The 19,069-nt window shown below is 40.7% G+C and carries 18 protein-coding genes; 9 read left to right on the top strand and 9 right to left on the bottom strand.

The genetic code is table 11. The annotated features are described in order from the left end of the window. Nucleotides 1-14: 14 nt before the first annotated feature. The 6 genes from ACULLG_RS03835 to ACULLG_RS03810 all read left to right on the top strand — a co-directional run bounded on the left by ACULLG_RS03835 (nt 15) and on the right by ACULLG_RS03810 (nt 5,608). Nucleotides 15-803, top strand: coding sequence for a PhzF family phenazine biosynthesis protein (locus tag ACULLG_RS03835; protein WP_452125442.1), 789 nt, complete (start codon nt 15-17; stop codon nt 801-803). Between the two features lie 69 nt (nt 804-872). Next, nucleotides 873-1,481 carry a hypothetical protein gene (locus ACULLG_RS03830; RefSeq protein ID WP_452125441.1) on the top strand — a complete coding sequence of 203 codons (609 nt, stop codon included), beginning with the start codon at nt 873-875 and terminating at the stop codon, nt 1,479-1,481. A 12-nt stretch (nt 1,482-1,493) separates the two neighbouring features. Beyond that, nucleotides 1,494-2,483 (top strand): porphobilinogen synthase, encoded by a 990-nt coding sequence (gene hemB / locus ACULLG_RS03825; RefSeq protein WP_452125440.1) that lies wholly within the window; start codon nt 1,494-1,496, stop codon nt 2,481-2,483. A gap of 257 nt (nt 2,484-2,740) precedes the next feature. Next, complete coding sequence (locus ACULLG_RS03820) at nt 2,741-3,973, top strand: serine hydrolase domain-containing protein (RefSeq protein WP_452125439.1); 1,233 nt, start codon at nt 2,741-2,743, stop codon at nt 3,971-3,973. 43 nt (nt 3,974-4,016) lie between these two features. Continuing rightward, nucleotides 4,017-5,138, top strand: a complete 1,122-nt coding sequence (locus ACULLG_RS03815) for a CNNM domain-containing protein (protein WP_452125438.1) — start codon at nt 4,017-4,019, stop codon at nt 5,136-5,138. Further along, nucleotides 5,138-5,608: a methylated-DNA--[protein]-cysteine S-methyltransferase gene (locus ACULLG_RS03810; RefSeq protein ID WP_452125437.1), complete on the top strand. Its 471-nt coding sequence runs from the start codon at nt 5,138-5,140 to the stop codon at nt 5,606-5,608. Before ACULLG_RS03815 ends, ACULLG_RS03810 begins: the two co-directional genes overlap by 1 nt. Here ACULLG_RS03810 and ACULLG_RS03805 read toward each other — a convergent pair. Further along, the gene (locus ACULLG_RS03805; protein ID WP_452125436.1) at nt 5,605-6,714 is read right to left on the bottom strand and encodes a hypothetical protein; all 1,110 of its coding nucleotides are present in this window, start codon (nt 6,712-6,714) and stop codon (nt 5,605-5,607) included. The genes ACULLG_RS03810 and ACULLG_RS03805 overlap by 4 nt on opposite strands. 74 nt (nt 6,715-6,788) lie before the next feature. Between ACULLG_RS03805 and ACULLG_RS03800 the strand changes: the two genes are divergently transcribed. Beyond that, entirely contained in the window at nt 6,789-7,502 is a 714-nt protein-coding gene (locus ACULLG_RS03800) for a 3'-5' exonuclease (RefSeq protein WP_452125435.1), read from the top strand. 76 nt (nt 7,503-7,578) lie between these two features. On the opposite strand, the gene ACULLG_RS03795 is transcribed toward ACULLG_RS03800, so the two are convergent. Together ACULLG_RS03795 and ACULLG_RS03790 are read right to left on the bottom strand one after the other, a co-directional pair. Further along, nucleotides 7,579-9,780: a S8 family serine peptidase gene (locus tag ACULLG_RS03795; protein ID WP_452125434.1), complete on the bottom strand. Its 2,202-nt coding sequence runs from the start codon at nt 9,778-9,780 to the stop codon at nt 7,579-7,581. Between the two features lie 151 nt (nt 9,781-9,931). Beyond that, nucleotides 9,932-10,885: an endonuclease/exonuclease/phosphatase family protein gene (locus tag ACULLG_RS03790; RefSeq protein WP_452125433.1), complete on the bottom strand. Its 954-nt coding sequence runs from the start codon at nt 10,883-10,885 to the stop codon at nt 9,932-9,934. Nucleotides 10,886-10,981: 96 nt separating this feature from the next. Between ACULLG_RS03790 and hflX the strand changes: the two genes are divergently transcribed. Continuing rightward, on the top strand, nt 10,982-12,193 hold the full coding sequence (gene hflX / locus ACULLG_RS03785) for a GTPase HflX (RefSeq protein ID WP_452125432.1): 1,212 nt from the start codon (nt 10,982-10,984) through the stop codon (nt 12,191-12,193). Nucleotides 12,194-12,464: 271 nt separating this feature from the next. Here hflX and ACULLG_RS03780 read toward each other — a convergent pair whose 3' ends face one another. After that, on the bottom strand, nt 12,465-13,397 hold the full coding sequence (locus ACULLG_RS03780; RefSeq protein ID WP_452125431.1) for a DUF3078 domain-containing protein: 933 nt from the start codon (nt 13,395-13,397) through the stop codon (nt 12,465-12,467). A 155-nt stretch (nt 13,398-13,552) separates the two neighbouring features. Here ACULLG_RS03780 and ACULLG_RS03775 point away from each other — a divergent pair, with 155 nt between their 5' ends. After that, nucleotides 13,553-14,905: an Ig-like domain-containing protein gene (locus ACULLG_RS03775; protein ID WP_452125430.1), complete on the top strand. Its 1,353-nt coding sequence runs from the start codon at nt 13,553-13,555 to the stop codon at nt 14,903-14,905. Nucleotides 14,906-14,975: 70 nt separating this feature from the next. Here the strand turns inward: ACULLG_RS03775 and ACULLG_RS03770 are convergent, their stop codons facing one another. From ACULLG_RS03770 to sufD, 5 genes are all read right to left on the bottom strand, one after another. Further along, on the bottom strand, nt 14,976-15,482 hold the full coding sequence (locus ACULLG_RS03770; RefSeq protein ID WP_452125429.1) for a DUF2480 family protein: 507 nt from the start codon (nt 15,480-15,482) through the stop codon (nt 14,976-14,978). A gap of 77 nt (nt 15,483-15,559) precedes the next feature. Next, a complete protein-coding gene (locus tag ACULLG_RS03765) occupies nt 15,560-15,889 on the bottom strand; it encodes an SUF system Fe-S cluster assembly protein (RefSeq protein WP_452125428.1) in 330 nt (109 codons plus the stop codon). Between the two features lie 78 nt (nt 15,890-15,967). Further along, entirely contained in the window at nt 15,968-16,390 is a 423-nt protein-coding gene (locus ACULLG_RS03760) for a SufE family protein (RefSeq protein ID WP_452125427.1), read from the bottom strand. A 72-nt stretch (nt 16,391-16,462) separates the two neighbouring features. After that, the gene (locus ACULLG_RS03755) at nt 16,463-17,689 is read right to left on the bottom strand and encodes an aminotransferase class V-fold PLP-dependent enzyme (protein WP_452125426.1); all 1,227 of its coding nucleotides are present in this window, start codon (nt 17,687-17,689) and stop codon (nt 16,463-16,465) included. Nucleotides 17,690-17,725: 36 nt separating this feature from the next. Next, nucleotides 17,726-19,042 (bottom strand): Fe-S cluster assembly protein SufD, encoded by a 1,317-nt coding sequence (gene sufD, locus ACULLG_RS03750; RefSeq protein WP_452125425.1) that lies wholly within the window; start codon nt 19,040-19,042, stop codon nt 17,726-17,728. Between the last annotated feature and the right edge of the window lie 27 nt (nt 19,043-19,069).

Below are 19,069 nucleotides of genomic sequence, written 5' to 3'. Positions count from 1 at the left end.
AGAAAACCAACCCTATGAAACAGAGAATCTATCAAATAGACGCTTTTACAGACCATGTTTTCGGAGGCAATCCAGCTGCGGTATGCATTTTAGACAATTGGCTTGATACTGAACTCATGCAAAAGATTGCCCAGGAAAACAACTTGGCCGAAACGGCTTTTGCGGTAAAAAATGCCAAGGGCTATGAACTTCGTTGGTTCACTCCGGAGGTTGAAGTGGATCTATGTGGCCATGCGACTTTGGCAACCGCGTACGTACTCTTCAATTACTACGGTGTTTCGGAAAATATCATCAAATTTCATTCACCACGAAGCGGCCCACTCGAGGTTGAAAAGTCACCCAATGGTCTACTGACTTTGGATTTTCCCACTGATGAAACAGTGGCCATTCGGAACATCCCAGAAATTGACAATGCCATTGGTCTTACTCCCATAAAAACCATCAAGGGAAAAACGGATTACCTGCTTATCTATAATTCTCAAGCAGAAATTGAGGCCATAACCCCAAACTTCCATTTGCTCGATCAATTGGATTGTAGAGGAGTCATTGTATCTGCCCCAGGAGAAAAGGTTGATTTTGTTTCTCGATTTTTTGCCCCTCAATGCGGCATTCCCGAAGATCCTGTGACCGGTTCCGCCCATACAACCCTAGCACCATATTGGGCAGGTGTTTTGGGAAAAACCAAAATGACGGCCAAGCAACTTTCGCAACGCGGCGGGGATTTGATTTGTGAGTTTTTGGGCGAGCGAGTAAAAATTTCGGGAAAGGGCGCACCATATCTTGTTGGAGAAATAGAAATCTAGCGATGTTATTTTCGTGTAATAACCTTTTGTGATAATTAGAAAAATTCGTGTCAAACCATAAGCGACGCCATGAAAAAACTTAGACTGGAATATTCGTCCATTTTACAAGGAAAGTTTTCTCTTGGGAAACGCAATCTGTTGTTTGCCTTCCAGGTGAATTGCCCAGGATGTTTTTTCTATGGCTTTCCCACGGTAACTAATTTGTTCAAAAAGTATAATGGGCAAATCAATTTTTTGGGATTGTCCACAGCTTTTGAAGATTTTCAATTCAACAACTTAGAAAACACAAAACAGTTATTGGACGAAAAAAAGCTTGTTGGCGAAACAAAAAAAGCTTTTGACACGTATCCCGATGAACTCCAACTTTCCGATATTGATTTCCCCATTGCCATGGATGTTTTGAGTGATAAAACATTTATTACACAGGAAAATATCACTTACATTGGGGGCCAATTTCCGAATTATGGTCAAGCTTCGGAACTAGAACGCGAACAATTTGATCATAAAATCAAGGATTATCTGAATACGAATCCCATAATCCCTGTTACCTTTACACTGAATCAATTTCGAGGGACACCCACCTTTGTGCTTTTTGATAAAGATTATTCCATTCTTGAACATTGGTTTGGGCATAAACCCTATGAAGAAGTAGAACATATTATTAAAAATTGGCTTTAAATCTCCTTTCAAATGTTTCCATTAATACGAAATAGAAGACTTCGCTCATCAGAATCCATAAGACGATTGGTTCGTGAAACTGTTGTCTCACCAGATGATTTTTTGGTTCCACTTTTTGTGGTTGAGGGTAAGGGCATCAAAGAAGAAATTCCATCCATGCCCAATTACTATCGATTGAGTCTGGACAATCTCGAAAAAGAAACCAAAGAGCTCTGGCAAATGGGCCTTTGTGCTGTTTTACTTTTTGTAAAGGTTCCAGACAACCTCAAAGACAACAAAGGAACCGAAGCATTGAACCCTGATGGATTGATGCAACGTGCCATTAAAACGGTTAAAAATGCCTGTCCAGAGATGCTGGTCATGACCGATGTTGCGCTTGACCCTTTTTCCTCTTACGGACATGACGGTATTGTTGCCGAAGGGCAGATTCTGAACGATGAAACTTCAGAGGTTTTGGCCGAAATGAGTGTTTCACACGCCCAAGCTGGAGCTGATTTTGTAGCCCCAAGCGATATGATGGACGGACGCATTTTGACCATTCGCGAAGCATTGGAAGATGAAGGCTTCCAAAATACAGGGATTATGAGCTACTCAGCCAAATACGCCAGTGCTTATTATGGTCCTTTCCGTGATGCCCTGGATTCGGCTCCAGTGGACATTGCCAATGTTCCGAAGGACAAAAAAACTTACCAAATGGATTTTGCCAACCGATTCGAAGCCATACGGGAAACCCAAATGGATATTGACGAAGGAGCAGACATTGTAATGGTAAAACCTGGTCTGGCTTATTTGGATATTGTTCGGGAAATCAAAAACGAAGTCGATGTCCCAGTAGCAGTTTATCAAGTTTCTGGCGAATATGCCATGCTCAAAGCTGCTGCCGAAAAAGGATGGCTAGATCATGACAGTGTGATGCTAGAGCAATTGGTTGCCATCAAAAGAGCTGGGGCCAATATCATTGCCAGCTATTTTGCCAAGGATTTTATTCGGGTTTTAGGTTAACTTAATAAAATTCTATTGCTAGAAATGTCACCTCGAGTAATGTCATCCTGAGCTTGTCGAAGGAGCAGTCGAGAGGTTTTTATGGAATCCATTTGACAGGTCTCGACCTTGGCCTGTCTTGAGCGAAGTCGAAAGGCTCGACCTGACGACGTATTTATTTAATTCCCTGTTGAGATGAAGTGTTTCTAATGAATAAATCGATTCAATTGCTATTTTGTTTTTGCGCTTTCGTGCAACTGAGCCTCGCTCAAACTAGTTTGCCATATGCAAGTCCATCTGAAATGGGGATGGATGAATCCTATATCAACCATCAGGTTGATTCCATAATGACTTTGGGCATCCAAGAACAAGCGTTTCCTGGAGCACAGGTATTGGTTGCCAAAAACAACAAGGTCATTTTTCATAAGGCATACGGTTATCATACTTACGATAGTCTTCAACCAGTTGGCTTGAATGACATCTACGATTTGGCATCTGTGACCAAAATTACAGGTCCGTTATCGGCACTCATGAAACTTGTGGATGAAAAAAAGCTGGATTTGGATGTCCCTTTCAGCACCTATTGGAAACCTTGGGCCAAAAGAAGGGACAAAAAAGACCTCACGCTAAGACAAATTTTGAGCCATCAAGCCGGTTTGGTTCCCTATATCATTTTTTTGGAAAAAGTGATGAAAAATGGAAAAATCAAAAACAGGTTCATCAAAAGAAAACCGAGCAAAAGATTTCAGAAACAGGTTTACAATGGCCTTTATGTGAAAAATCGCTTTCAGCGAAAAATGTATCGCATTATCAACCGCTCAGATGTGTCTCCTGAAAAAATATACAGATACTCCGGACTTACATTTCTCATTTTCCCCGAATTAATCTCTCAATTGACAGGAACCGATTACGAAACCTATCTAAAAGAAAACATTTACAACCCTATAGGATGTAAAACCCTAGGATTTAACCCTTCAAAAGAGAATTTTACCAACAAAATAATTCCGGCAGAGCAAGATACATTGTTCAGAAAAACTTTGGTGAAAGGATGGGTACACGACGAAAATGCCTCACTTTTGGGAGGGGTTTCTGGAAATGCCGGTTTGTTTGCTACTGCCGACGATATGGCCAAAATCATGCTCTTTTACCAAAACTATGGCAAGGTGGATGACAAGCAACTCATCTCAGCTGAAACGGTTAAAGAATTTACCACTATTCAATATCCTGAAAATGAAAATCGCAGAGGATTGGGCTTTGACAAGCCTCTGATTGGGAACGACATGCTTGCATTAAAAGATGCTTATCCAGCACCTTTGGCAAGCAAAACAAGCTTTGGGCATGCTGGTTTTACAGGCACTTTTGCATGGGCAGACCCAAAAAACCAATTGGTATTTATTTTTCTCTCTAACAGGGTATATCCATCAAGAGATCACCGAAAGCTCTACAAGCTGAATATACGCACGGCATTACATCAGGTTTTTTATAATGCCTTGGTCAATTCGCAAGAGTAGAATTCGTCCGTAATCATTACCTTAGTACAACTAGATAAAACACATGGGCTTACTCCTTTTTTACGCATTTATTTCCATTTTCTTTTCATTTCTCTGCTCCATTTTGGAAGCTGTCCTGTTGAGCATCACCCCTACCTTTATCAATGTTAAAAAACAAGAGGGCAAGGAATACGCAACTTTGCTCGAGGGATTAAAAAAGGATGTGGACAAACCGCTAATCGCCATTCTCACCTTAAATACCATTGCACATACCGTAGGTGCCATTTTGGTCGGGGTACAGGCCAAAGTCGCCTACGTAGATATCTATGGAACCACAACCCGAAGCATATTTGGAATTGAGTTCACCGAAGATTTAATGGTGGGAGTGGTTTCTACCATAATGACCATTCTAATTTTGGTTGCTTCCGAAATCATTCCTAAAACCATTGGAGCTACGTATTGGAAACAGTTGGCCAACTTTACGGCCAAAGCCCTAAAGCTAATGGTGTTTATGCTGAAATGGACCGGATTGCTTTGGATATTGCAATTGTTTACCAAGCTCATCGGCAAAAAAGGGCATCATGGAAGTGTTTTGAGTCGTGAAGATTTTACTGCCATGACGGAAATCGCTCATGAAGAAGGCGTTTTTCAGGAATCGGAATCCAAAGTCATTAAAAATCTTTTGAAGTTTGATGAAATCCTGGCCAAGGATGTCATGACGCCCAGAACCGTTATGAAAACAGCATCAGAAGACATGACCATACAAGAATTCTTTGAGGCAAACAGACCACTTCGATTCTCAAGAATCCCACTTTATAAAGATCGAATGGACAATATAACTGGTTTTTTCCTGAAGGATGAGTTGTTGGAGTCCATTATCAACAAAAAAGGAAAGGAAACCTTAAATACCATTAAAAGGGAAATTTTGGTCACCAATAGGAACAAGCCCATTCCGGAGCTTTTTGAAAAATTTGTGGCAAAGCGGGAACACGTTTCCCTGGTTGTGGATGAATATGGTTCGGTAAGTGGGTTAGTCACCATGGAAGATGTCATTGAAACCCTGCTCGGATTAGAGATTATGGATGAAAGCGACAATGTTGAAGACCTTCAAAAGCTTGCCAGAAAGAATTGGGAGAGCAGAGCCAAGCGTATTGGGATTATTGAAGTTAAAAATGATATGAAATAGTGGAAATAGCTTATTTACAAACATCTATAGGCTTAGCTGAATTTGAAGGTGATGAAAATGGGCTGTCCGCAGTACGAGTTTTAGACAGAGAAAAACCTATTGGTATAATTCCGGAAGCCTTGGAAGATGCCGTTTATCAGTTTCGTGAATATTTTGAGGGGAAACGTAACAATTTTGACCTCAAACTGAATCCATCCGGGACCGATTTTCAGAAAAAAGTATGGAAAGCTCTCTTAGACGTTCCCTTTGGCAAAACACTTTCATATTTAGAACTTTCTAAAAGATTGGGCGACCCAAAAGCCATTCGGGCCGTTGCGGCCGCTAACGGAAAAAACCCGTTGTGGATTGTTGTTCCTTGCCACAGAATCATTGGAAGTAAAGGTGATTTGGTGGGTTATGCAGGTGGACTACATCGAAAAAAGTGGCTTTTAGAGCACGAAAGCCCATCTCCCCAACAATCACTCTTCTAATCCCTTACAAAATAGGAAGGAAAAAATGGAAATGTGATGTTATGCAGTAAATCACCCTCCAATGAAGCTTGGAAGACTCCTCCGAGCACATTATCATCAAACGTTCCATAGCCAATCAAGAACACTTGTTCCGATTTGTCATAAATCTGTGTGGTAATTCGCAAAGGTTGCCCAATTTCTTCTTCTACCTTTTCCACCAAGGCAAACAAGTCAATATTTTTGGTTTCCTGACTTACCAAATCATAGGTTGCAGGTGCCGAAAATAGTCTGGAAGGTTGTGCATATTCCAGGTTGAAAAAAATCTGTTCGTCTACAAGAAACATGTCTTCAATGGGCCCTGGCAAAAAGCCAAACCTTGCATTTAATGGTGTTTTTTCAAGAAAGGCAAGGGTTTTGGAATCGTATTTTTCCAATTCGGTTTGTGGTTGTCCCTTTAGAACCACCAAATCGCCCACATCAGAAATCAACAAACTTATTGGGGTACTCTGGAAATTTAGAATGGTGCCAACAGCTTTTGTTGCAGTATTATACGCAGTCAATTTATAATTTCCTTGTGCATCTATATAGGAGATAAACAGCATCTCTTCATAAAACAGGGGTTCGAAAACATCCGCAATATTAAAATCGATAGTGATTTCAGTTTCATTCGAATCTGTCAGGTCCAATTCCAGAATCCCAAGATTTCTAGAACCGGTGCGTTCCAAATAGGCAAAAAATACTTCCGAATCTTGATGTACTCCCCAAGCTATGGAACGCTCCGTGTTATTCGTATAAAAATCGGGATACTTATTAGTTTGTCCGGTAACTATATTTTTTAAAGCCAAAGAAAACCGTCCTTCAGAAAATGAGAAAAAGGACAAAAACTCATTTCTTTGTCTGAGTGCTAAAAAATCAGCTGGGACGTCAATATCTTGGGTTAGATCAAAAGTTACTGCCGTTTTAGAAACTGCATTGTAGTTATATTGAAAAACGTTGTTCAAGTCCTCCCCAACCGCAACAAAACTCCCTTCTTTTAACTTCGGGGAATTTTCTTGAGGTTGGTCATCGGATGCACATCCGACAAGGCCAAAAATTATGGCCAATCCTATCCAAGTTTTCAATTTCATAGCATTTATCAATTACAAGGTACGATTTATTAGATCATGCGATTGGTGTATCCCTTAAATTAGTATTTTCCGATATGCTCAAAAAACTACTTATAGAAAACATCCTGTTTCTTGATATTGAAACCGTTCCTCAAAAACCAAACTTTGACGATTTGGATGAAAACACCCAGCTCCTTTGGGAACAAAAATCCCAATACCAACGAAAAGATGAAATCACCGCAGAAGACTTTTACGACCGTGCCGGTATTTGGGCCGAGTTTGGAAAAATCATCTGCATTTCGGTGGGCTATTTTACTTTTAAAGGGGATGTAAGAAACTTTCGAGTCACTTCCTTTTCTGGAGAGGAGCAACAGTTGCTGAAACAGTTCAAACAATTGCTCCAAGAGCATTTTAGCAAAACAAAACACCTTTTGTGTGCCCATAACGGCAAGGAATTTGACTTTCCCTACATAGCACGTAGAATGGTTATACATGGAATAGAGCTTCCCTATAAATTGAATTTATTCGGCAAGAAACCCTGGGAAGTTCCTCATTTGGACACCATGGAATTGTGGAAGTTTGGTGATTACAAACATTATACTTCCCTAAAATTATTGGCAAATGTTTTGGGAATTCCTTCTCCGAAAGAAGACATGGATGGCAGTATGGTAAAAAGCGTGTTTTATGAAGATAATGATCTTGATAGAATCATCACCTATTGTGAATTGGATGTGGTGACAACGGCCCAAGTGTTTCTGAAATTGCGAAATGAAGCTTTGCTTGATGACGCCGAGGTCAAAAAAGTATGATTGAAATCAGTAAAGTTAGAAGTCTTGGTTTTTTATCCTTCTGTGAGACAACCCTTAACATAAATGCGTTTTTTTTCTAGTTCTTGTAAAACTTGGCGCTCTGTATTCCCGAGTGATCTTGCATTACCAATACGTACACCCCGGTAGCAAGTCCTGACACGTCAATATCACCATTGGCACCTCCTTTTTTTACGGTATTGCCCAAAGTGGTGACTATGGAGTATATGGCGTCTGGTGACATTTCCGCCCCAATGGAAAGCCACTCGGTTGTAGGATTGGGGTAAAGTTTCATTTCCAATCCCTCTCCTTCTGGCAAAGTATAGGGCTCGAACTCAAAAATTTCAGTTTCACTGCCATTGAATACAAATTGTATTTCTTCAGAAAAATCAGAAGTGATGTTTTCTGTGCAGATTGAACGCACCCTTGCCTCGTAAGTAGTCCCGATTTCCAAATCCAAAAGTTCAAAACTATTGGCCCATACCAATTCACTTTTCCAGACATCATCGTTCATCGCTTTATACTGAATCTCAAAAAGCGTATCGGTTGCATCATCCCAGTTAAGCGTAGTTTTGTTTTCTTCAGCGGAAAGTATTCCAAAGTTTGAAGGGCTTACAGCGACACATTTGGAAATCTGCGCACCGGAAACCAATAATGAGAAGTCCTGCATCCCATTTTTTAAACTTCCTTTATGTGTAACCCTTATCACATACTCCCCTTTTGCATTGGCAATTTCAATCCGCTCAAAGGGGTCAACCTTATTATCTCCCCTAGTTGCCGGTTCTTTGGCTTGGTATGGATTCAATTTCCAGGGCAAATAGGTTTCCCCGTTCTTAGTCACGCGAACATCAAGATCATTGATGAGCGCTGCGGTAGTATTATTTAAATCCCCTCTATTAATAAATTCCCCTTCAGGGTCCGTCCAGCTTATCGAAACCATAAGATTCTTTAGATTGTTGGCGGTAACGGTAATCTCGTAGGTGTTTCCTTCGGAAAGGGTTTCCTCCTTGATTAAACTACTGTAGTCTTTCTGTTGCAGTAGCTCTGCTGCAGCCTTTGCATTCATTACGCCCCAACCCATTTTATAATCTGGCCCTTGGCCATTGACATCATCTGCTGTGTGCAGGGCAAGTCCCTTTAACGTGGCAGCCTTCATATAAGTTCTGTATAAATCCTCATGGTACTGTTGCAACAAAAGCAAAGACCCCGTTACTCCAGGAGTTGCCATCGACGTCCCCATAGATGTATCATAACTCGTATTGCTGTTGGAACTTGTTGAAAAAATAGAAGATCCATCTCCTGCTAAATCGGGTTTTATGCGTCCATCATCTATTGGGCCTAAACTACTATAACTGGAAACATTGGCTTCTTTAAGTTCTCCCTTATTTCCCATTTTGGTATTGGCACCTGCAATAACAAGTCCATTTTTAGAGGTTGCAAATCCAAGCAATAAGTCGAATCCCTCAGCTGTTTTGCCAAAATTGGGTGATGCATTGTCATAAGATCTTTGCGCATTGCCAGCTGCGGTCACCATCAAATAATAAGGCGCATTATGCATGATTCGGTCCCAATCCTGTGAGACCCTAATATAAGAACCAAAATACCAATCGGGCACCCTATCCGATTTTATTCCATAGGAATGATTGCTCAACAATAGCCCATCTGCGGCCGCTTCTGCAACTTCAATTTTATCCCTGGTCCAATCATGCGACAATACTTTTGCAGAATATGCAACTCCTTTCGCATTGGGTTTTACCCCGGAAGAAATAAGATGCCCTGTTACCCGAGTGGCGTGCAAGCTTACTTCTTTGGCAGCATCCATACTTTTGGCTCGGTGATCAAATTCTTGGTGGGAGGTAAGCGCACGTCCAGCATCCCAAACGCCTACCTCAAGCCCTTTTCCATCGAGGCCTAGGTGTAAAAGTCCGTCCGAATACAATGTGTTTGCTCTTGAAACCTGATTGGATGGATCATTAAAGGTGGTGTAAAAAAGAGGTGTTCCGTCAGTTCCTATATCATTTAGCGCCACAATAGTCCCGTCCTTCTGCTTTTCAAATCGTTTCCAAGCTTTGGATTTAAGTAATTGGCCAATTTTGGCTTCTTTGGAGGCATACTCAGCTTCCATTTTAGAAACCATGGAGATAAATTGCTGGTTATTGTATGTTGATTGAATAATCTTTTTGTTGGCATCGGATTGGCCAAAAGCACAAAAGATGCTTAAAAAGAATAAAATGGACATTAGAAAAACTCCTGTGCCCTTGGTTGATTTTTTACAATCCATAATAAAGGTTGAGTAGGATTTGGACTACAAATCTATTATCGAATCAAAATTTGTCGATAAAAAACCCTTTTATTTCGATGAATTGCACAGCTTTTGAAGATGAGCTGTTGTGAAATTACATTTTTATGTGGTGTAGTATTTTTCTTTCTTTTTAATCTTGCTTGTTTTCCTTTAAAACCACATATACAGGAAAGTGATCACTATAGCCTCCTAAATATTTTTTCCCTACAAATGTTCGAAACGGATTGCCCTTGTATTTGCCCTTCCATTCTTTTAAAAATCGAGGTGAAAAAACATTGGCTTTTTGAAAGCTATGCGTCCCCTCTTCATAATTCAGAAAGCTATGTGAAATCAATATTTGGTCAAATAGGCTCCATTCACCTTTGTAATTGGCGCTACCTGAATCTGGGGACAACAACTTTTGCATTGGATTAATAAACAGTTCGGTTTCCATTAATTTTTGGATACTTGCCGAATTCGGGTCATCATTAAAATCCCCCATAACAATACAATTGATGTTGGAGGCGGTTATAGCGTTTAGTTTATTAATAATGGTTTCAGCTGCTTTGATTCTTTTATAACTAGTTTCTTCTGCCCCCGCCCTTCGAGAAGGCCAATGGTTTACAAAAACATGTACCTCTTCATTATGTAGCTGACCGTGCACATACAAGATGTCCCTGGTCAAATCCCTATCTCCATCCTCATCCTCAATCATTAATGGAACGATTTCGGCATCCAGAAGGTCAAAATGTTCCCGATTATAGATTAGGGCCGTATCGATACCCCGTTCATCAGGAGAATCGAAATGCACATAGTGGTAGTCTTCGTCTCGAAGTGCCTTTGATCCCAAAAGGGCATTAATGACCTTTTTATTTTCCACCTCGGCAATTCCTATAAGTACTGGAGGTATTTCACTATCCTCCAGACCAATTTGTGAAATAGCCTTGGCCATTTTCTTCACCTTCTTGTCAAACTTCCGCTCGTTCCAGGCCTTTCTTCCATCAGGAGTGAAATCATCATCTAAAGTGTAAGGGTCGTTTGTAGTATCAAAAAAGTTTTCAAGATTATAAAAAGCTACGGTATATTGATTTTCTAGATGATTCAATGTGCTGAGGTTTCGGTTTCTGCTTAAAAATATAAAACTCCAAAGTACGAAAACAGCTTCGTAAACATTGTTTAGATTTGCACTTTAATTGGTCCCATGCTAGAAAAGAAGGTTACAAATTATGAAAAGGCGGTGCTCATTGGTGTAATCAACCGTGAACAAAATGAGGAGAAGGTCAAGGAATATTTGGATGAGCTGGAGTTCCTTACTTATACTGCTGGCGGGGAAGTCCTCCAAAGATTTACGCAGCGAATGGAGATACCCAATCCCAAAACCTTAATCGGTAGTGGGAAAATGGAGGAAGTTGAAAAGTATGTGAAAGAAAACGAAATAGGTTCAGTAATTTTTGATGATGAGCTTTCTCCTGCGCAACAGCGGAATATTGAAAAGCAACTTCGTTGCAAAATTATAGATCGAACTAGCTTAATCTTGGACATTTTTGCGCAACGGGCACAAACCAGTTATGCACGCACGCAGGTAGAATTGGCACAGTATGAATATCTACTGCCTAGGTTAACTGGTCTTTGGACCCACCTCGAGCGGCAAAAAGGGGGTATTGGAATGCGAGGACCTGGTGAAACCGAAATTGAAACGGATAGGCGGATTGTTCGTGATCGAATTTCTCTTTTAAAAAAGAAACTTACCAAGATAGACCGCCAAATGGAGACCCAACGGGGTAACAGAGGGGCTTTAGTCCGAGTTGCTTTGGTGGGCTATACCAACGTCGGTAAATCGACCTTGATGAACGTCATCAGCAAAAGTGAGGTTTTTGCGGAAAACAAACTTTTTGCCACCTTGGACACCACGGTTCGAAAAGTGGTTATCGGCAACCTCCCATTTTTGTTAAGTGATACCGTTGGATTTATTCGAAAGCTGCCCACACAATTGGTGGAGAGTTTTAAAAGTACGTTGGATGAAGTTCGCGAAGCGGATTTGTTATTACATGTAGTGGATATTTCGCACCCCAACTTTGAGGAGCACATTGCTTCTGTAAATAAAATTTTGGACGAGATTAAAAGTGCCGACAAAAAGACAATTATGGTTTTTAATAAGATCGACCAATACCAACCCGAAACTATTGATGAGGATGATCTGGTCACCGAACGTACCAAATCCCATTTTACTTTGGAGGAATGGAAGAAAACCTGGTTCAATAAAATAGGAGATCGGGCACTTTTTATTTCTGCCCTGAACAAGGAGAATTTAGATGATTTTAGAAAACGGGTCTACGATGAAGTCCGTGACATTCATGTCACCAGATTCCCGTATAACAACTTTTTGTACCCCGAACACCTTGACCAGTATTAAAACCTGTTCAGACGATGTGTTTTAGTTTCTCGATGAAATACAACCGTTAACATTTTCTACCACATCTTTTTGCCTGTTCACAACAAAAGTTTAGGCCCTAACAACAGAAAAACTACTTTCATACTGTTTTTAAGTGATAGTGTTACGCGCCAAATCCGCTATAAACTTAACCTACTTATAACATGGCTTAAAAACACCCCCAAATCATATATAACCCCATAAAAAAGCCCTCTATTTTGAGGGCTTTTTTAGTTGATAACGTTTCTTTGTTTTAGAAGGAATAACTCAGTCCTAATGTCCAATAGGTTTGCAGCTCATTGTCAATCGTATCAAAAGTTGCAGTTGGATCAGGAGTAGGAGCATTATTCACAATATAGTTCAAGGTCTCCTGCTTGTTGTTTCGTAATCCAAAATCAAAACCCACACCAATTACTTTCCATAAGGTATAGGCAAAAGAGTTGGTCCAAGTCCAATTGCTCAAATCCCCACTTTCATAGCTGTGGAACATGGATAGGTTTGTCTTAAAACTAACGGCTCCGATTTGTCTGGTATAATCCGCTACGATTTTTGCACCCAATGATGAATTAAAAATGGTATCCTCATCGCTAAAAACAAAATTGTAATTGAGCGGGTGAATCACCACGACCAAATCTGCAATTGGAGTCCACGTACCACCGATACCGACATCCAAATATCCCGGATCGTTAAAGTTGCTCAAAATGGTGGTTCTGTATTCCCCAAGTGTGGAAATGGCAAACTTGTCACTCAATTTATAACCATAAAGTGAGGAGATATTGAACACGTCTGTTGACTCTCTAAAACCATCTTCGTCGTTCGGGTCATCCTTGTCATCCAATTTAACCCAGTTCAGGTTGATGTTGGCCGAGTTTCTCCAAAAGAATTTTTCCTCTTGTTGATTGGCAAAAGCATTGACCGTAAACCCGATTGTCCCGGAAGAGTTATTCGGAATGCCTTGTGAAAACCAATTGTTGAAGCCTGAAAGGCTTCCGCCTATGGTACCAAAAGCACCGACTTTCCAACCCGGGAGGGCATCCAATTGTGCCTGAAGGGCATTTACCCGACCTTGAATGGCAGCAATGGAATCTTTTTTAGGCCCCATTTGAGCCTTGATTTCTTCTTCGGTCTGCGCATGTGTTGCTGTCAGCACAAAAAATGCTGTGGCCGCATAAAGTAGTTTTTTCATAGAATGGAGTTTTGTGTTTAGAAACGCAAAATTAAGAAATGTCACCTTGAAAATGGGGAACCATCAATTGAAATAGCCCATATATAAATTGGCGACATACCTCTATCTCATTTTGTTCTTTCTTGTTTGTCTTTACATCAATAACCATAAATCCCATGAAAAATCGATTCCATTCAGTATTGTTTGTATTGATTTCTTTTCTTTTCCTATCTGTATGCTCCAGTGAACTTCCTTTATTATTACCTCCCGACCCAAGACAAAACCAAGAAGATGAAATTGAGAACCCGGAGGATAAAGCGGAAACTGAAGATTCCGTAGAAATTGTTCTGGACAACACCCAATTGGAACTCTTTACCCTAGATACAGCAACCTTAACCGCCTCAATTTCTGGAGGAGATGAAAACAGCGCTGTTGAATGGGCGACCAGCAACCGAAAAGTATTGCATATAGATGCCCAGGGCAATATTACCGCACTTAAAGCTGGAACAGCTAATGTGATGGCAAGCTTTGGAGAGGCTTCTGCCTTTTGCAAGGTTAAGGTAAACCCAAGTGTGTTTGTTGTCGGCGATGAAAGAATTGGCAACAATGCCGTGGCCCGGTTATGGATAAATGGGGTCGCGCAAAGTTTGACCTCCGGTGGCGGACATAGTTACGCAAGGTCGGTTTATCTCTTTGATGGAGATATATACGTCGCGGGTTCTCAAAATGTAGGCTTTAATGGCTCTTCGGCTTTGGTTTGGAAAAACGGAGTCCAATCCGAACTGACCGATGGTGCCCAAAGAGCACGCACCCATTCAATGTTTGTCAATGGAAATGATGTATATGTAGCAGGTTATGAGCATAATGGAGACAATTTTGTGGCCAAATTGTGGATCAATGGAAAGGAGGAAAATCTCACAAATGGCACAGGAGAAGCCTTTGCCAATGGTGTTTTCGTTTATGAAGACGATGTATATGTTGTAGGGTCTGAGGAAATCCAAATGGAAAGTGAGAATCACCTAGTAACCCTTGCTATGTTATGGAAAAATGGAAATCCGATGCCCCTTACGAATGGAGATAGCCATGCGTATGCCAATGCGATTTATATCGAAGGATCCGACGTATACGTTGTGGGAATTGAGCAAGTGGAATATCAAAATGAATTCAATAGTGCTGTCGTACTATGGAAAAATGGAAAACGGGAAAGTCTATTAACCAATGGAGCCTATAACGCATTTGCAGCCTCCATTTTCGTGGAAGGGTCCGATGTTTATGTAGCTGGTCAAGAATATAATGGAGGTCCGAACCCTATAGCCAAATACTGGAAAAATGAAGTTCCTGTAAATTTAAGTGATGGAACATATTACACAGATCCACGCTCAATTTATGTACACGAATCTGATGTATATGTAGTGGGACACGAATATAACGGAGACAATTATGTGGCCATTTTATGGAAAAATGGTGTACGCATTGATTTAAGTGATGGGACCAGTTGGGCAAGAGCCTACTCTATTTTTGTGAAATAAATTTGTCTTTCGAGCGCAGTCGAGAACTATTGTCCATATCTCGACTGCGCTCGATAGGACATTAAAAGATTTATTTCTTTTTAAAAAGAGGAACAGCAGAACAGGCTTCGCCATACATCACGCTTTTGGCCACTTGTTGCATTTTTGACATTGCCATGATATAGGCATTTTCCGGAACTGGTTTGTTGGAACATCCTTTTATGATCACCGGCTTATCCTTAAATGGGGACAGATCCAATGCTTCAAGAATGGTTTGATAAAGTGACGTTTCCAAATCTTCGAGCTTCCCAATAACTACTTTTTTTGCAAATGGATTCAATTTGGATGCCACCAACATAAACGCCCATCCGGGTACAATGGCATCGGTGGAACAGGTCAATGCAACATAAGCATCTTGGTAAGCTGACCAATCCTGTTCATCCAAAGCACTTCTAAATTCCTTTTCTTTTAGAATTATGCCTTCGTAGAGCCAATCTTTGATGTCCAACACTTCCCTTCGACCTTCGGGATATAATTCCTCTAGATCAAAAGTGATCAGTTTGCTTTGGGCTACTCTGTTTATTATTTCATTTCCCATATCGTCATTCCCGCGAAGGCGGGAATCAAATTAAAGCTTACGTCCATGCACACTTCGACAGGCTCAGTGTGACTTAGTTACAACATTCCCAGCTCCAATTTCGCTTCTTCGCTCATTAAATCCTGGGTCCAGGGTGGATCAAAGGTGATTTCCACTTCTACATCCTTCAATTCGTCCAAAGATTTAACCTTCTCCTCAACTTCAACGGGTAAAGTTTCTGCAACCGGGCAGTTCGGTGATGTTAAGGTCATTAAAATCTTGACATCATTATCTTCATTCACAAAAACATCGTAAATCAAACCCAATTCGTAAATATCAACGGGAATCTCCGGGTCATAAATGGTCTTTAGCACCCTCACGATTTTCTCTCCCAGTTCTTGTGTATCTATAGTAATTTCTTCGCTCATTCTTCTTGTAGTTTATGGGTTTAGAAGTTTAAACGTTTAGGGAAGTCTTTTAAACTCCTAAACCAAAACCTCCTCAACTCAGTTCAATTGCGTTTGATAGGCAATTGCGTACAGTTTCAACTGTTTTATCATGCTTACCAAACCATTTGCCCTAGTGGGCGACAAATGCTCCTTTAGACCAATTTCATCAATAAAATTGGTGTCGGCATCTATAATATCTTGTGGTTTTTGGTTGCTGAAAGCTCGAATCAAAATTGCAATAATGCCTTTTGTGATGATAGCATCACTGTCAGCAGTAAAAACCAATTTGTCATTGTCCAGTTCGGCGTGTACCCATACCTTACTTTGACACCCTTTTATAATATTGTCCTCCGTTTTGTATTGCTCCTCAATCAAGGGAAGGGATTTTCCGAGCTCAATCATATACTCGTACCGCTGCATCCAATCATCGAACATGGAAAACTCGTCTACAATCTCTTCCTGAATTTCTGTTATGGTCATCTATATGTTTTGTTCAAAAGTACAATTCGGGCATTTCCCAATCAAACCCTTTAAGAGAAAGATAACTTCTGGTTATAGCAACATGTTTTTAGCTCGCTTAACTCCTTCCACCAAAACATCAACTTCTGCTTTGGTGTTGTAAAAACTAAAACTCGCTCGAACGGTTCCAGGGATTTGATAAAAATCCATGATGGGCTGCGCACAATGGTGACCCGTGCGAACTGCTATACCCATTTTATCCAGAATTGTACCAATATCATAGGGGTGGATTCCATCTATATTGAATGAAATCACAGAGGTCTTGTGTTTGGCAGTCCCGTAAATACGCAATCCTTCAATCTTCAAAAGTTCCTCCGTTGCATAACGGATTAACTCATCTTCATACTGCGCAATAGCTTCAAATCCGATGGAATTTATATAATCCAAAGCTGCGCCAAATGCAATTCCTCCGCAAATATTTGGGGTGCCTGCTTCAAATTTATGGGGCAGATCGGCATAGGTGGTTTTTTCAAAGGTGACCTCCTCTATCATTTCACCGCCACCTTGGTAAGGAGGTAATTTCTTGAGCCATTCTTCTTTTCCGTACAGCATTCCGACTCCGGTTGGACCACACATTTTGTGTGCGGAAACCGTGTAGAAATCCACATCCAAAGCTTGTAAATCAGCCTTGATATGAGCTGCTGCCTGTGCGCCATCAATTAAAACCGCAGCTCCAACCCGGTGTGCGGCCTCAATAATTTCATCAATAGGGTTTATGGTTCCCAGGGCATTGGAAACGTGGTTGCAGAACACGAGTTTAGTCTTTTCGGAAAGCAGCTTATGGAATTCGTCCATAATCAATTCCCCATTTTGGTTCATTGGAATCACTTTCAGAACGCCACCCGTTCTTTCACACAGCATTTGCCAAGGTACAATGTTGGAGTGGTGCTCCATTGCCGAAACTATAACCTCATCCCCTTCCTTTATAAAGGAAGAAAATCCGTTGGCCACCAAATTTATGCTATGGGTAGTCCCTGAAGTTAAAATAACCTCATACGGTTTAGCTATGTTAAAATGCTTTTGGATTTTTCCCCTAGCCGCTTCGTAAGCATCGGTAGCTTCTTGGGAAAGGGTATGCACCCCTCTATGGATGTTGGCATTGTACTTATGGTAGTACTCCACAATCACATCAATTACCTGCTGCGGTGTTTGTGAGGTTGCGGCATTGTCCAAATACACCAAAGGTTGTCCGTTGACCTTTCTGTTTAAAATGGGAAAGTCTTTACGAATTGTTTGTATGTCCAATGAGGATTGCACCATTTTTACTAGGGATTAGTCTTTGAGTGTTGATTTAACTTAGAGCTCAAACCCGACCCGTACCCCCAATTTATTGGCGATAATCTTGTTGATCCGAGTCTTCAACTCAGGTATACGTACACTTTCCAATACATTATTGGCAAAGGCATACATCAATAAAGCCGTGGCTTCCTTTTTGGGAATTCCTCTGGATTGAAGATAGAACAAAGCATCCTCATCCAACTGCCCAATGGTACACCCGTGGGAGCATTTTACATCATCAGCAAAAATCTCCAGCTGAGGTTTTGTGTTGATGGTTGCCTTATCACTGATTAGAATGTTGTTGTTCTGCTGGAAAGCATTGGTCTTCTGGGCTATCTTGTCCACAATAATCTTTCCGTTGAAAACTCCCGTAGATTTCTCTCCAAAGATTCCTTTATAATCCTGATGACTTTCGCAATTGGGCTGTGCATGGTGCACCAAAGTGTGGTGGTCTACATGTTGTTTTTCACCCAAAATGGTCACTCCTTTAAGAACAGAATCTATGCGCTCTCCGTTTTGATAAAAGTTAAGGTTGTTTCGTGTCAATTTTCCACCAAAAGAGAAGGTATGAACACGAACCACACTGTTGTTTTTTTGTGATATGTAAGTGTTGTCTATCAAGGATGCGGTATTGGCATCATTTTGAACCTTATAGTAATCAACAATGGCATCCTTGGCGGCAAATATTTCGGTTACTGAATTGGTAAATACCTCATTACTGGTCAAACTTTGATGGCGCTCAATGATCTGTACTTCCGCATTTTCCTCAACAATCACCAAATTACGAGGTTGTAACATCAATGCTGCCTCATTTCCTGTGGCAAAGTGTATGATCTGAATTGGTTTTCTAGGTGCCTTGTTTTTTGGAATGTATATATATGCTCCTTCTTTGCTGAATGCCGTATTCAACGTGGTCAACGACTCATCTTTAGAGGCAATTTTGTTAAAGTACAGCTCAATGATTTGACGATACATCGGTTTGCTGAAAGCAGCGCTCATCAAACACACATCCACACCATCGTGGGTGGTTTCCGAAAGGTAAGAGCTATAAACCCCGTCAATAAATACAATTTTATAGGTGTCTATCTCATGTAGAAAATACTTTTTAATATCCTTATAGTCCAGTGTGCTTTCCTCTTTTGGAAAAACACTAAAATCTACCTTTTGAATGTTATTAAGGGACGTATACTTCCAAGCTTCATCTTTTTTTGATGGGAATCCTTTGGTCTCAAAATTTTTGATGGCTTCAGAACGCACTTCGTGCACGGGATGATCTAAATCCACATTATTCTCGAAAGCTATAAATGAAGAAAGTAATTTATCTTTTAAATCCATTTTTCTTTGTCGTTGTCATTCCCGTGA

The sequence above is a fragment of the Flagellimonas sp. 2504JD1-5 genome (assembly GCF_053618295.1).
This window is presented reverse-complemented; position numbering and strand designations above follow the sequence as displayed.